Raw genomic sequence first — 13462 nt, 5'->3', positions numbered from 1 at the left:
CAGCCGGCGACGGGGGCCCGGCCGGCGACGCGCTGTCAGGTGGGTGACCGGCCCGCCTCGGGACGGCGCAGCGTCAGCAGCAGCGCGGCGAGATTGACCGCTGTCGGCAGCGCCAGCAGCAGGCTCTGCGCGACGTCGTCGGCGAGCGGCAGCGCCCGGGTGTGGCCCAGATGGAAGATCAGGTGGGGCACGTTCGCCACGAGCGCGGCGACCAGCGCGGCGCGGGTCAGCTCGCGGCCCAGGCGGACCGCCGCCCAGGCCAGCACGATGCCGAAGGCGACGTAGACGTAGCCCAGGTCCAGCATCGAATGCTCGTTGTAGGCACCGGTGGAGGCGACCCAGCCGCGCCCGAAGGGGAAGCGGCGGAAGAACCAGTCGGGGGCGACCGCCGCGGGCACGCCGATCACGAACATCTCGACCGCGAGCACCGCCAGCGCGAGGCGCAGCCATCGCCGGGGCGCCGTCGCGGTCGAGCCGGCATCGGTATCCATTCTTCGCCCTTCCGAATCATCGAGGTGGCTGGATTAATGGGCGCTTTCCTCGATCACGGGAGGCGGCCCGGTCGACCGCATGATACGCATTGTCGGCATTAATCTCTGTCGTCCTTTCAATTGGCGCCGGAATGGTCCGCTCCTACGCTCGGGAGCACCGAGTGAACGGGTTCGATCAGCCCGTTCGCCGCCAATGGGCAGCTCCGAAGGGCTTCAGTATGCGTTCATATGGCTCCTATGTCGCCGGCCGGGACGTGCCGTCGGACAAGTGGGTTTACTGCGTGCGGGCGTCGGCCATGCTCGACGACGTCCTGCCGCACCTGACGCTCAAGCGCCAGCTGGAACAGGGCCGGCGCGACGACGGCGCCGACCACCCGGGCATCGTCGCCCGCTGCGCGGTGGCCGACGCCGACGTCGTCCAGCAGGCGTTGCGGGCGGCGGCCGACGCGGCCCCGGTGTGGGGCGCGTTCCCGCTGGCCGTACGGGTCAGCGTGATGCACCGCCTGCACGAGGCGGTCCGGCGTCAGCACGACACGCTGGTCTCGGTCCTGGTCGACGAGGGACATCCGCGGACCCTGGCCGAATGGGAGATCGCCGGAGTCCTGCACGGCACCAGCCCGGAGACCGTCGGCTGGTGCGAGGAGCAGATGCACCGCGAGTACGGCGACGAGCGCCGCCGGATGCTGCTGGTGCGCAAGCCCGACGGGGTGGTGGCGCTCAGCCCGCCGCAGAACGCCGCCGCCGTCAACTCGCTGCTCGGCGTCGCCGCGCTCGCCGCCGGCAACGCCCTGGTCATCAAGGCGCCGCGCAGCACACCGTACGGCGTGATGTACATGCTGCGGGAGCTTGTCGCCCCGATCCTCGACGAGGTGGGCGCCCCGCCCGGAACGCTGAACATCGTGTGCGGCCACCCGCGGAACATCCTGCAGCAATGGCTGGAGAGCCCACTGGTCGACGACCTGTTCATCTTCGGCAGCAGCGAGGTCGGGATTCCGCTGGGCGAGGAGGCGGTGCGCCGCGGCAAGAAGCCGATCCTCGAACTGGCCGGCAACGACGGTTGCGTGGTGTGGCACGACGCCGACCTGGATCGCGCGGCCGAGGCGCTCACCGAGTGCTTCTTCGGCTCCGGGCAGATCTGCATGGTCCCCAACTACGTGATCGCGCATCCCGATATCGCCGACCAGCTGCTCGAACGGCTGATCCGGCTGGTCGGCAAGATCCGTCCCGGCTACCCGGAGGATCCCGACGTCCTGCTGTCACCGGTGCTCAAGACCGACACCTTCTTCCAGTACCTGTCCCAGGCGGTCGAATCCGGCGGCCGGGTGCTCACCGGCGGGCACCGGATGGAGATCGACGGCCAGGTCTCCGAGACCGGCCTGTTCCTCGAACCGACGGTGCTGCGGGTGGACGGCCTGGCCGGCGCCCGCGACCTGTGGGCCGTGGCGCGCGAGACGTTCTTCCCGCTGCTGCCGGTGGTCGTGCCCGCGGCCGCGCCCGACGCGCCGCTGCTCGACGAGGTCATCGCGTTTCTCAACGCGAACGCGTACGGCCTGCGCAACTCGGTGTGGACCAGCGGGCCGGACACCATCGAGCAGTTCGTCAGCCGGGTCCACAACGGCGGGCTGCTCAAGATCAACGATTCGCACATCGGTTTCGTCTCCTACCTCGCCACGCACGGCGGCGGCGGGCTGACCGGCGGGCCGTTCGGCGAGAGCAACTACCCGATGCTGCGCACCTCGCACCTGCAGGGAATCAGCATCGGCCAGGGCGTCCACCCCCGGCACGCCGCGCTGGCCTCGGCCTGGCGCACCGAACGCGACGGCGCAGCGGTCGAGGTGGCGGCGTGAGCGAGCACACCGAGCGGCACTCGGCCGCACCGACCAGCAGCGTCGCAGGCGAGGGCCACGAGGGCAGGCGAAAGGCAGGCACAGCATGAGCTTTCTCGATCGGGAACGCGAGACCTGCGACCGGTTCCTGCCCGGCCTGACCAAGCAGCTCGCCGAGATCCCGCTGCTGGAGCTGGAGCGGCCGGGCAGCCGGGGCATCGAGCTGTTCCGGGCGGCCGGCGGCGCCGGCCTGCTGGTGCCGAAGGTGCACCACGGCGCGGGCGCGACCGCGGTGGAGGCGGTCCGGATCACCCGGGCGCTCGCGGCGGGTTCGCCGTCGCTGGCCATCGCCGCCACCATGCACCAGTTCTCGGTGGCGAGCCTGGTCGCGCTCGCCGCGTCGAGCAGCGGCTTCGAGTGGATGCTGCTCGAAGGGGTCGCCGTCGACGGGCGGCTGATGGCGTCCGGCTTCGCCGAGGGCAATCCGGGCCAGGGCATCCTGGTGCCCACCATGAAGGCCCGCCGCGACGGCGAGCGGTTGCTGGTCAGCGGCGCCAAGCGGCCGTGCAGCCTGTCGCGTTCGATGGATCTGCTGACCGCGAGCATCGCGATGCCCGGCGACGACGGCGTGAGCCGGCTCGGTGTCGCGCTCATCCCCGCCGCGTCCGAAGGGCTGCGGGTGGAGCCGTTCTGGGGGTCGTGGGTGCTGGCGGGTGCCGAGTCGGACGCGGTGATCCTGGACGACGTGGAGGTCCATCCGGACCTGATCGTCTACCCGGAGATCGGGCTCGACGGCCGGCTCGACGACCTGCAGACGATCGGCTTCGTCTGGTTCGAGCTGCTGGTGACCGCGTGCTACCTGGGAGTCGCCGCCGCCCTGGTGGAGCGGGCGCTGCAGCGCGGCCGCGGCCCGGTCACCGAGCGCGCCGCCCTGGCCACCACGGTCGAGGGGGCCGCGCTGATGCTCGACGGCGCCGCCCGCGCCCTCGACGACGGCGACGGCGGCCAGGACGCGCTGGGCCGGGCGCTGGTGGTCCGGTTCGCCGCCGCCGACGCCATCGCGCACGCCGTGCGGGGCGCGGTCGAGTTGCTCGGCGGCATGGCGTTCGTCTCGTCGTCGGAGGTCGGCTATCTGGCCGCCGCCTCGCACGCGATCGCCTTCCACCCGCCGTCGCGGACCAGCGTCGCCGCCGGGCTCGCGGACTGGTTCGCCGGCCGACCGCTCGTCATCGGCTGACCCGTCATGACCTCGGAAACCATGGTCGAGGACACGGCCGACCTCTGCCGCCGGCACCTGTCCCGGGGGCGCGCGAAACTGGGCGAGATGTTCGGCGGGCAGGTGGAGGTCTCCTCCGCGGGCGCGTGGATACACACCGCCGACGGCGGGCGCTTCCTCAACGCCGGCGGCTACGGCGTCTTCCTGCACGGTGCGCGGCATCCCGCCATCGAGGCGGCGGTGATCGAGCAGATCCGTACCCATCCGCTCGCCTCCCGGTTGTTCCTGGAGCCGCAGGCGGCGCGGGCGGCGGCGGCACTGGTCGCCGTCTGCCCGCCGGGCCTGCAGCGGGTGCACTTCGCCGGCTCCGGCGCGGAGGCGACCGAGGCCGCGATCAAGATGGCCCGCACCCAGGGTCGGGCGCGACTGATCTCGACCGTCCGCGGATACCACGGCAAGACCATGGGCGCGCTGTCGGTCACCGCGAGCGACCTGTTTCAGGAGCCGTTCCGGCCGCTGCTGCCCGGCGTCTGCCATATCCGGTACGGCGACGCCGCGGCGCTCGAGGCCGCGCTGTCGAACGGCCCGCCGGCGTGCGTGATCGTCGAGCCGGTCCAGGGTGAGGCCGGCGTCGTCATCCCGCCGGCCGGCTACCTCGCCGACGTGGCGCGGCTGTGCCGGGAGCACGGCGCCTTCCTCGTCCTCGACGAGGTCCTCACCGGGCTGGGCCGGCTCGGTCACTGGTGGGGCGCCGACCGCGAGGCGGTGACCCCGGACGTCCTGCTGGTCGGCAAGGCCCTGTCCGGCGGTGTCGTGCCGGTGTCCGCCGCGGTGGCCACCGGCGAGGCCTTCCGGGCCTTCGACCGGGACCCGTTCCTGCACACCTCGACGTTCGCCGCCGCGCCGATCGCGATGGCCGCCGCGAGCGCGGCGATCGCTGCGATCCGCGACGACGACCTCGTCGGCCGGGCGGCCTCGATCGGTGCCGGCCTGCTGCGCCGGCTGCGCGCGGCGGCCGAGCCCTACCCCCATCTGGTACGCGAGACGCGCGGCGTCGGGCTGCTGATCGCGCTGGAGTTCGCCCATCCCGGCCTGGCCGGGGAGACGCTCATCGAGCTGATCGGCCGCGGCGTGATCGTCAACCACTCCCTGAACGCCGCCGCCGTGCTGCGGCTCACCCCGCCAGCGGTGCTGACCACCGCCGAGGCCGACCTGCTGGTCTCCGCCTTCGCCTCCGCGCTGCGGGCACTGGCCCGCCGCTATCCGACCGCCGACCACGTAGGGACCCACTGACATGCGCCACGTCGAAGTTCACGCTCTCCTGCCGGCCGCGGACGCCCCGGCCGCGTTCGACACCCTGGTCGACTTCCAGCGGTATCCCGCCCTGGTCGACGTGGTGCGGTCGGTCACGATCCGCTCCGCCCCCGGGGACCTGCCGATGGTCAGCAGCTGGGAGGTGTACTTCCGCAACGGCATCCTGTCCTGGACCGAGGTCGACCACCTGCGCCGCGACGCGCTGACGATCGACTTCGAGACCACCGAGGGCGACTTCGACGAGTTCACCGGCTCGTGGGTGCTCCGGCAGCGCGACGACGGGGTGGAGCTGGTCTTCGCGGCCGACTTCGACTTCGGGGTGCCCAGCCTGGCCAGCATCGTCGACCCGGTCGCCGAGCGGGTGCTGACCGAGACCATCCAGCTCATCCTGCGCGGATTGTTCGCCGGGGCGGAGTTTCCCCGCTCACCCGTTCTCATCGGAGCCCACCATGGACCAGCGGAACACGTTTGACACCCCGACCACCGCACGACTGCACCGGGCCGAGTACGGCGCGGCGCTCGCCCTGGCCACCGGGCTGTTCCTCGCGCACTGGTCCGACATCCGCTGGCTGCCGGCGATCGGGCTGTTCGCCTACATCGATCTCATCGGCTACCTCCCGGGCGCGATCGCGTACCGGCGCAGTCCCGACCACCGCATCTCGCGGGTGTACTACGTGCTGTACAACAGCATGCATTCGCTGCTGACAGCGGGCGCGGTCGTGGCGCTGTGGGCCTGGCTGATCCGTCCCGAGTGGGCGCTGCTGGCGGTGCCGATCCACCTGTTCATCGACCGCGCGGTCTTCGGCAACCAGCTCAAACCGTTCGGGGTCCCCTTCGAACCGCGCCGGCTGCCGGCCTTCGAGCGGCTCCTGCGCGAGCTCGCCGCGCGCCCCGGCCCGGCCGTCGAGGCCCGGCAGCGGGTGCGTGCCCGATGACCGCGGCCACCGGTCCCAGCGGCTGGCAGCGGGACGATCCGGCGCTCGACGAGCAGCCGGCGCTCGACGCCGACACCGAGGCGGACGTGGTCGTGGTCGGCGCCGGACTGGCGGGCCTGGCCCTGGCGTTCCACCTCGCCCGGCACCTGCCGCCGGACTCCATCCTGGTCCTGGAGGCGGGCCGGGCCGGCGACGGCGCCAGCGGGCGCAGCACCGGCATCTGCGGGCCCGGCGTCGGCGGGCCGGTCACCGGGCAGCTGCGCCGGTACGGCCCGGACGTGACCCGGCGGATGTTCGACGCCTCGCTGCGGGGCATCGCCGCCCTGCGCCGGCTGGCCGGCGCGCTGCCCGGCGACTGCGAGCTGACCCAGACGTACCAGCTGATCACCGCGAGCACCCCGGCGCACGCCGCCCGGCTGCGCCGGCGCGCGGAGACGCTGCGGGACCTGCTCGGCTTCGACGTCGGCTACCTGAGCCGGGCGCGCACCGCGCAGCGGCTGGGCACCGACCGCTACCACGGCGCGCTGTGCTATCCGGACGTCGCGATGGTCAATCCCTGGCTGCTGTGCCAGGAGCTGAAACGGGCCCTGCTCGATGCCGGTGTCCGCATCGCCGAGCGCACCGCGGTGACCGCCGTCGCCGGCGGTGATCCGGCCACGCTGACGGCCGGCGGCCACCTCGTCCGCGCGCGCCGGGTGGCGCTGGCCACCGACGGCTTCACCCCCGCGCTGAACCTGTTCCGCGGCAACGTGGCGACCGTGCGGACCCACGTGCTGCGTACCGAGGTCGTGCCGCCGGGCCTGCTCGCCTGCACCGGCTGGAACGGGCGCGGCACCTTCATCGACAGTCGCAACTTCTTCAACTATGTCCGGCTCACCGCGCGGGGGCGGCTGCTCTTCGGCGGCGGGCCGGCACTGCTCGACGACCGGGCGTCCGCCCGCGGCGTGGCCGCGGTCCGCTCGCGGCTCGGGCGCGAACTCGCGGCGGTCTTCCCGGTCCTGGCCGGCGTCGAGGTCACCGACTTCTGGTCCGGCATCACGGCCGCCACCTTCGACCGGCTGCCGATCGTCGGGCCGGTGCCCGGCGAACCGGGGGTGTGGTTCGCCGGGGCCTGGTGCGGGCACGGGCTGGCGCTGTCGGCGCTCACCGCCGAAAGCCTGGCGCCGAGCCTGGCGGACCCGGGCGCCCGGGCCGCGGCCGAGGAGGAACTGCCGTGGCAACGCGGCCGGTCGGGCTGGATGCCGTCGGGGCGGCTCGGCGGCCCGCTGCTCGCGGCGTACCTGCGCGGTTTGGCCATCGCCGACCGCGCCGCGGTCGCGCGGCCCGGCACCCGCCCGTTCTCCCCCGCCGGGGCTCATGCGCGCGGAGGCCGGCCATGATGCCCGCGGTCACCCGGCCGTCGCCGTACGCCTACCGGCAGGTCGCCGGGCGCTTCGCGACCGGCGTCACGGTGCTGACGGTCGCCGGGCCGCACGGCTGCACCGTCAGCAGCTTCACCTCGGTCTCCCTGGAACCGCTGCTGGTATCGGTCTGCCTGAACGTGGACAGCTCGTCGCTGCGCGAGCTGCCCGACGGGCGCCGTTTCGCGGTCACCATCCTCGCGGCGCACCAGCGTGCGCTGGCCCGGCACTTCGCCGACCCCCGGCGGGCGCAGGGCCCGGCACAGTTCGACGGCTGGGCCTGGCGGCCCGGGGCCTACAGCGCGGCGCCGCTGCTCGCCGGCGCCCTCGGCTGGCTGGAGTGCCGGGTGGTCCGGCGGATCCCGGCCGGTGACCACGTCATCGTGCTGGCCGAGGTCCACACCGTGCGGTGCGGAACCGGAGCCCCGCTGGTGCATTTCGACGGCGACCTGGTGGCGGGCGCCGCCGTGGCGCCGCCGGGCGAAGGCTGACGGCGCTGGTTCAGACGGTTCGGGTCAGGCGCAGCAGGCGCCACACCGCCGACGCGGAGACGCCCGGGTGGAAGCCGACGTACTCGGGCTCGACGTGGCCCGGCTGCCACTTGGTCTTGAACTCCATCTGGCTGCGTGCCGGGTAGATCCGGTCGCCGTGCTCGGCGATGAGCCCGACCAGCCGGTCGATCCCCCGGTGCCCGCCCGCCGGCGGGCGGTGCGCCGCCGAGATCCGGCAGAACGGGGTGAGCCCCAGATGCAGCCAGGCCGTGCCCTCGCCCTGGAAGCGCCGCAGCGCCTCGACGAACATCAGCTCGACGACCCCCGGCGGGCACCGCGGATCGCGCCGGGTCAGGTCGTACAGCCAGCCGGCCTGACGGCCGAAGACCGGGGCGTACGACACGTACGCCACCGGCTCGTCGTCGTGCACCGCGACGAACAGCCGCCGCAACGTCTCGCCGGGACGGTCGCGCTCGCCGACCATGAACTCGATCTGCTTGGTGTGCCGGCCCTTGCCGCCCAACCACCGCGCGTCCAGCCCGTCCAGCTTCGCGGCGAGCCGCTCGTCGTACGGGAGCTCCGGGCCGGCCTCCGCCACGGTGACGCCCGCCCGCCGCGCCCGGGCCAGCTTGTTGCGGATCTTCTCGAACTTCCGCCCGCTGGTGGTGAAGCCGTCGAGCTCGATGGAGAACGACGCGCCGAGCTGGCCGAGCCGGTAGCCCAGTGCCGCGTACGCCGGCAGGTCCGGACCGAGCAGCTGGACGGCACCCAGCCGGCGGCCCTCCGCCCGCGCCCAGCGGTGGAAGGCGCGCAGCAGGCGCGGCTGGTCGTCGGGGGCGGCGTAGGCGCCGCCGAGCTGGATCGCGTGGCGGCGACCGGCGCTGCGGTAGGCGATGACGCCGTCGATGCCGGCGACCGCGAAGTGCTCCGTGTCGCGGTTGAGGGCCAGCGCGGCGCTGGGGTGGTGCGCGTGTCGCCGCAGGACGTCGAGGGCGGCCGCGGGACTCATCGTCGTGTGCTGGCTCATGGGATCCTCCCGCTACCGGATCGCCGGGGCCGTCGGGTCCTGGCGCGCCGCGGCCCGGCGGCGCCGCCAGGCCAGGCTCACCAGCTCGCCCGCGTCGCCGGCGACGGTCCACGGCGCCTCGCCGGCCCGGATCCGGCGCGCACCCGCGGCCAGCAGCCGGCTGGGGGTCAGCAGCCGGTCGGCCGCCAGCCGGTCGGCCATGACGTCGTCGAGCCTGCGGCACGCCGCCGGGCTGCGCTGGATGCCGAGCAGGATCGCGCGTTCCATCGCGGTGACCGGCACGGCCCGGCCGAGGTCCTGGCCGTACCAGTAGTTGGCCAGCTCCATCCGGTCGCGGTCGCGGGCCCAGCGCCGCAGGCCGCCGTCGAGCGCGTCGACGTCGGGCCAGGACTCCACCAGCGCCGCGGCCAGCAGCCGCGCGTTGCGCAACGCGTCGTTGATGCCCTGTCCCAGGGTGGCGTCCTTGCCGTGCCCGGCGTCACCGACGAGCGCCCAGCCGGGCCCGTACGGCTGGCGGAAGTAGCACGGATAGCGGACGATGCGGCGCGGCGGCCCGGCCGGCTCGGCGCCGCGCGCCAGCTCGGCGATCCGCGGGCTCACCCGTTCGGCGTGCCGCACCAGCGTGCCCGGATCCGGGTCGGCCAGCTCGGCCTGGGCCCGGTCGGGGGGCTGCGCGATGAGGACGAACTCGCCCGCCCCGGTGGGCAGGATCGAGACGATGTGCTCACCGCGGCGGTGCCAGTGCAGGACCGGCGGCAGCTGTTTGCCGCGGAAGTAGCGCCACACCAGCGCGCGCTCGCTGCGGCTGGACAGGTATTCACGGGCGCCCACCCAGCGCGCCACCGAGGAGTTGCGGCCGTCCGCGCCGACGACCAGCCGGGCGCGCACCTCGCTGACCGAGGAGTCCGGGGCCTGGACGACGACGCCGCCCACCCGCGCCCGGTCGCCGTCCAGCAGCCCCACCACCGGGGTGCCGATGAAGGCCTTGGCGCCGGCGGCGCCGGCCCGGTCGAGCAGGATCTGGTCGAGGATCTCGCGGGGCGGGCACATGCCCGGGGCGTCGTCGTGCCGCAGCGGCAGCTCGATGTCCTCGATGCGGACCCGCACCTCGCGCAGCTCGGGGACGCCGGCGGCCAGCAACTCGCCGTAGACACCCTCGATCCGCAGGTCCTCGGTGCCGTGCAGGATGTGCGTGGACAGGGTCGGCTGCTGCGGCGCGGCGCGGTCGAAGAGCGCGACCGACAGGCCGGCCGTGGCGAGCCGGGCCGCCAGCGCCGATCCGGCGACGCGCGCGCCGACGACGGCGACGTCGACGACGTGGTTCGGGGCCGGTCGGGGGTTCATCGCGCCACCCGGCAACGGAATGCCGATGCGCATTTCACGATTCCCATGAGGTCTCTTTCCGGAGCGCCCGAAATACCCGCACCAACCGCGGTCGCGAATGGACCCGCGTCCCGCCGGCGGACAGCGGATTCGAGCGTATCCACGGCGCCGCCGGGTCCCGGGCCTCAGGTCGGCATTGCGACTTTTGGTATTCGGCTCGCATGCCTTCCCCGCGTAATGGAGTTGTTCGATGAGGGCGCACGGGTGACCATGGTCGCCATGCTGGGGAATCCGGGGTGAGATCGCCGCTGCAGGGCGGGCTGCCGCCGGTGGGCGCGGTGACCGGCGCCGTGGTGGAGATCGCCTGCGACGAGTCCGGCTTCTCGGGCACCAATCTGCTCCATTCGTCCGCCCCGGTGATCACGCATGCGAGCGTCGACCTGAGCGCCGACGAGGCGGTCGGGCTGATCACCGCGCTGCGGTCCGGGTTCCGGTTCTCGCCGCACGAGTTGAAGTCTTCAGTCTTCTCAAGGGCGGTGGCGGGGCGGTCGGATGGGAAAGCTGGGCAGTTTCTGCGCGGCCCGGGCGCCGGTGACGCGCTGCAGTGGTTCCTGGCGGCGCTGGCCGGCCGCGCGCACGTCCATCTGGTCGACAAGGAGTTCTTCCTGGTCACCCGGGTGGTCGACCTGCTGCTGACCGAGCCGTCCTACGCGGCCGGCACCCGCCTGACCCAGGACCACCGTCCGGCCGCTCGGGAGCTGTACCGGGCCGGGCGCTCGGCCGGCAGCGACTGGGGTGTCTTCCTGGCGGCCTTCGTCGAGCTGGTCCGGATCAAACGGCGGCGCCCGGGTCGCCGCGGCGTGGAGCAGTTCTTCCAGGCCCGGGACGCGCTGGTCCGGCACGGGCTGGGCGCACCGGCCGAAGCCGTCCTCAACGGGCTCGGCCCGGCCCCGGTGCGGGCCGTGCTGAGCAGGCTCGACAACGACGACCGGTCGATCCCGCCGCCGCTGGAGCCGATGCTGCCGGCGCTGGCGGAAACGGTCCTGTTCTGGAGCGGCGGACGGCGGCAGGTGCTGGTGACCCACGACGAGCAGAGCGCCCTCACCGCCGACCGGTTGACCCGCCTCCGGCAGGTGCTGGCCCCCGACAGCGGGGCATCGCCGCTGGCCGGGCTGGTGATGGTCGACTCCCGCGACGATCCGCGGGTGCAGGTCGCCGACCTGCTCGCCGGGGTGGCCCGGCGGCTGCCCGAGACCATCACCGGCGCCCTGCTCTCCCCGACCTCACTGCGCGATCCCGCGTGAACGCGGCGGCCAGGAGAACGGCCAGGGTGAGGAGCCCGGCGTCACGCCGCCGGGCGGTGGTGCTGCTCATCGCCGGGTGAGCGCGGTCTCGGATGCGACGCGGGTCAGCTTCTCCGGGTTGCGGACGTAGTAGAGCCCGGTGATGCGGGCGTCCTCGACCCGGATCGCCATGATGCCGTCGAGCTCGCCGTCCAGGCGTACCAGCAGCGCCGGGGTCCCGTTGACCACGGTGGGCTCGCCGGTGAGCGTGCCCACGGCCTTGCCGAGGCCGCCGGCGAAGAAGCGGACGAGCTTCTCGGCGCCGGTGACCGGCCGCAGCGCGGCATGCTTGACGCCGCCGCCGTCGCTGACCAGCACCACGTGCGGGGCGAGCACGTCGAGCAGGCACTGCGGGTCCCCGGTCTCGATCGCGCGCCGCAGCGACTCCACGGCCGCGCGGCTCTCGGCGGCCGGGACCACCTGGCGGGGGTGGCGGGCATTGACATGCTGGCGGGCGCGGTGGGCGATCTGGCGTACGGCCGCGGGGCTCTTGCCGACGGCGGCCGCGATCTCGTCGTAGCCGACGTCGAAGGCCTCGCGCAGCACGAACACGGCGCGCTCGGTCGGCGACAGCGTTTCCAGGACGAGCATGAGCGCCATCGACACACTCTCGGCGAGCTCGACGTCCTCGGCCACGTCCGGCGCGGTGAGCAGCGGTTCGGGCAGCCAGGGGCCGACGTACGCCTCCTTGCGGCGCTTCATCGAGCGCAGCCGGTTGAGTGACTGCCGGGTCGTGATCCGTACCAGATAGGCGCGCTGGTCGCGCACCTGCCCCAGGTCGACCTTGACCCACCGCAGCCAGGTCTCCTGCAGGACGTCCTCGGCGTCGGCCGCCGATCCGAGCATCTCGTACGCGACGGTGAAGAGCAGGTTGCGGTAGGCGACGAAGGTCTCGGTCGCCGTATCGGTGCCCTGCTCGCTCATCGCGCGACCAACTGCCGGCGCCGCGGCTCCTTCGTCAGGCGATCGGCCGCCATGACGCCGGCGTATCCGCCGCCGATCACGATGACCTCGGTGTTGCCGGACATGGTGTCTCCTTCGCTTGAGCGATTCGGCCTCAAGACACCGCCTGACCGGTCGTTGTGACATCCGTGAGACAGGTCACTGCCGGGTCCGGGGGCTCAGCCCGCGTGGCCGGTCTGCGGTGACACCAGCGGCGGCCGGGTGTGCCACGTGGCCGTGGCGACGGTGGCGAACCCCAGCGATTCGTACAGTGGCCGCCCCGCCTCGGTCGCCACGAGCGTGAACTCCTGGTCCGGTCGCCCGGCGATCGCCGCCGTCAGCACCGCGCGGGCGAGCCCCGGCGAGCGGTGTTCGGCGAGTGTGGCGAGCCAGTAGACGCCGGAGGCGTGTCCGTCGTTGTAGGTGTACGCCGCCGCGGCCGGGGCGGCGTCGGCGTAGGCCAGCCACACCCGCCAGCCGGGCAGCGTGAGCACCCGGGGCGGCAGCGCCTGTGCCCGGACCCACGGCTGGTAGCGCGGGAACGGGAAGCCGTCCACCATCACGCGTTCCGCCTCGGCCAGGGTGTCCGGGTCGTGCACCTCGATCACCCGTACGGCGGGCGGCGGGCCGGCGAAGGCGCCGGCCGGCCGGTTCATGACCGGCATCCGCAGCGTTGCCGACGCCGGCGTCAGCGCCGGGGATCCCGGATCGGCGAAGACGTCCTCCACCAGTACGGACTTCGCCGGTGACAGGCGGCTGATCGCGGCGAGGGCTTCGGCGTCGGGCGGCTCACGCAGCAGCACCCGGGTCGACGCGGGAAGGTCGACCCGCAGCAGGCCCTTGCCGGGGCTCGCATCGGGGATCAGCGCGGTCCACATCGCTGCGGCGTTCCGGAGATAGACCTCTGCCTGCTCGATCACCGTGCCGATAGTAGGGCCCGCCCGGCAACCGTGGGTCAGGCACTGACCCGGTCCGGGGCCGGCGGCAGGCCGAAGTCGCTGCTCGCGGCGCGGATCTCGGTGATGAACGCGGCCACCGCCGGGTGGGCCGCCGCGCCCCGGCGGTAGGCGATCCGGGTGCGCCGCCGGGTCGGCAGCGGGACCAGCCAGACCCCGGTGGGCGGCTTCGCGGCGGCCAGTTCCGGGACCAGCGAC

General features: G+C 73.7%; 14 protein-coding genes and 1 pseudogene. 8 read left to right on the top strand and 7 right to left on the bottom strand.

All coding sequences use genetic code 11. From position 1 onward, the window contains the following. Positions 1 to 35 precede the first annotated feature (35 nt). On the bottom strand, positions 36 to 491 hold the full coding sequence (locus tag DMB66_RS07650; protein WP_125803321.1) for a hypothetical protein: 456 nt from the start codon (positions 489 to 491) through the stop codon (positions 36 to 38). A 218-nt stretch (positions 492 to 709) separates the two neighbouring features. Between DMB66_RS07650 and DMB66_RS07645 the strand changes: the two genes are divergently transcribed. The 7 genes from DMB66_RS07645 to DMB66_RS07615 all read left to right on the top strand — a co-directional run bounded on the left by DMB66_RS07645 (position 710) and on the right by DMB66_RS07615 (position 7673). Further along, complete coding sequence (locus tag DMB66_RS07645; RefSeq protein WP_199752106.1) at positions 710 to 2338, top strand: aldehyde dehydrogenase; 1629 nt, start codon at positions 710 to 712, stop codon at positions 2336 to 2338. A gap of 85 nt (positions 2339 to 2423) precedes the next feature. Continuing rightward, positions 2424 to 3554, top strand: a complete 1131-nt coding sequence (locus tag DMB66_RS07640) for an acyl-CoA dehydrogenase family protein (protein WP_125803320.1) — start codon at positions 2424 to 2426, stop codon at positions 3552 to 3554. Between the two features lie 6 nt (positions 3555 to 3560). Next, on the top strand, positions 3561 to 4826 hold the full coding sequence (locus DMB66_RS07635) for an aspartate aminotransferase family protein (RefSeq protein WP_125803319.1): 1266 nt from the start codon (positions 3561 to 3563) through the stop codon (positions 4824 to 4826). A 1-nt stretch (position 4827) separates the two neighbouring features. After that, entirely contained in the window at positions 4828 to 5319 is a 492-nt protein-coding gene (locus DMB66_RS07630; protein ID WP_125803318.1) for a type II toxin-antitoxin system RatA family toxin, read from the top strand. Next, positions 5297 to 5782: a hypothetical protein gene (locus tag DMB66_RS07625; RefSeq protein WP_125803317.1), complete on the top strand. Its 486-nt coding sequence runs from the start codon at positions 5297 to 5299 to the stop codon at positions 5780 to 5782. The genes DMB66_RS07630 and DMB66_RS07625 overlap by 23 nt, the downstream gene beginning before the upstream one ends. After that, entirely contained in the window at positions 5779 to 7161 is a 1383-nt protein-coding gene (locus tag DMB66_RS07620) for an FAD-binding oxidoreductase (RefSeq protein ID WP_125803316.1), read from the top strand. The genes DMB66_RS07625 and DMB66_RS07620 overlap by 4 nt, the downstream gene beginning before the upstream one ends. Then, positions 7158 to 7673: a flavin reductase family protein gene (locus DMB66_RS07615; RefSeq protein ID WP_125803315.1), complete on the top strand. Its 516-nt coding sequence runs from the start codon at positions 7158 to 7160 to the stop codon at positions 7671 to 7673. The genes DMB66_RS07620 and DMB66_RS07615 overlap by 4 nt, the downstream gene beginning before the upstream one ends. A gap of 10 nt (positions 7674 to 7683) precedes the next feature. Here the strand turns inward: DMB66_RS07615 and DMB66_RS07610 are convergent, their stop codons facing one another. Further along, on the bottom strand, positions 7684 to 8700 hold the full coding sequence (locus tag DMB66_RS07610) for a DUF2156 domain-containing protein (protein WP_125803314.1): 1017 nt from the start codon (positions 8698 to 8700) through the stop codon (positions 7684 to 7686). Between the two features lie 12 nt (positions 8701 to 8712). After that, positions 8713 to 10044: an NAD(P)/FAD-dependent oxidoreductase gene (locus DMB66_RS07605; protein ID WP_158647164.1), complete on the bottom strand. Its 1332-nt coding sequence runs from the start codon at positions 10042 to 10044 to the stop codon at positions 8713 to 8715. 275 nt (positions 10045 to 10319) lie between these two features. Here DMB66_RS07605 and DMB66_RS07600 point away from each other — a divergent pair, with 275 nt between their 5' ends. Further along, positions 10320 to 11327 (top strand): hypothetical protein, encoded by a 1008-nt coding sequence (locus DMB66_RS07600; RefSeq protein WP_125803312.1) that lies wholly within the window; start codon positions 10320 to 10322, stop codon positions 11325 to 11327. A 66-nt stretch (positions 11328 to 11393) separates the two neighbouring features. Here DMB66_RS07600 and DMB66_RS07595 read toward each other — a convergent pair whose 3' ends face one another. The 4 genes and pseudogenes from DMB66_RS07595 to DMB66_RS07580 all read right to left on the bottom strand — a co-directional run. Next, positions 11394 to 12290: an RNA polymerase sigma-70 factor gene (locus tag DMB66_RS07595; RefSeq protein ID WP_125803311.1), complete on the bottom strand. Its 897-nt coding sequence runs from the start codon at positions 12288 to 12290 to the stop codon at positions 11394 to 11396. Continuing rightward, positions 12287 to 12394, bottom strand: coding sequence for an NAD(P)/FAD-dependent oxidoreductase (locus DMB66_RS63535; RefSeq protein ID WP_233624371.1), 108 nt, complete (start codon positions 12392 to 12394; stop codon positions 12287 to 12289). The genes DMB66_RS07595 and DMB66_RS63535 overlap by 4 nt, the downstream gene beginning before the upstream one ends. 93 nt (positions 12395 to 12487) lie before the next feature. After that, the gene (locus DMB66_RS07585; protein WP_125803310.1) at positions 12488 to 13228 is read right to left on the bottom strand and encodes a GNAT family N-acetyltransferase; all 741 of its coding nucleotides are present in this window, start codon (positions 13226 to 13228) and stop codon (positions 12488 to 12490) included. A gap of 35 nt (positions 13229 to 13263) precedes the next feature. Then, positions 13264 to 13462 (bottom strand): annotated as a pseudogene (locus tag DMB66_RS07580) (hypothetical protein); the annotation flags it as partial.

The sequence above is a fragment of the Actinoplanes sp. ATCC 53533 genome (assembly GCF_003947245.1).
The sequence above is the reverse complement of the archived record's forward strand: the minus strand, read 5'-3'. Positions and strand labels throughout refer to the sequence as shown.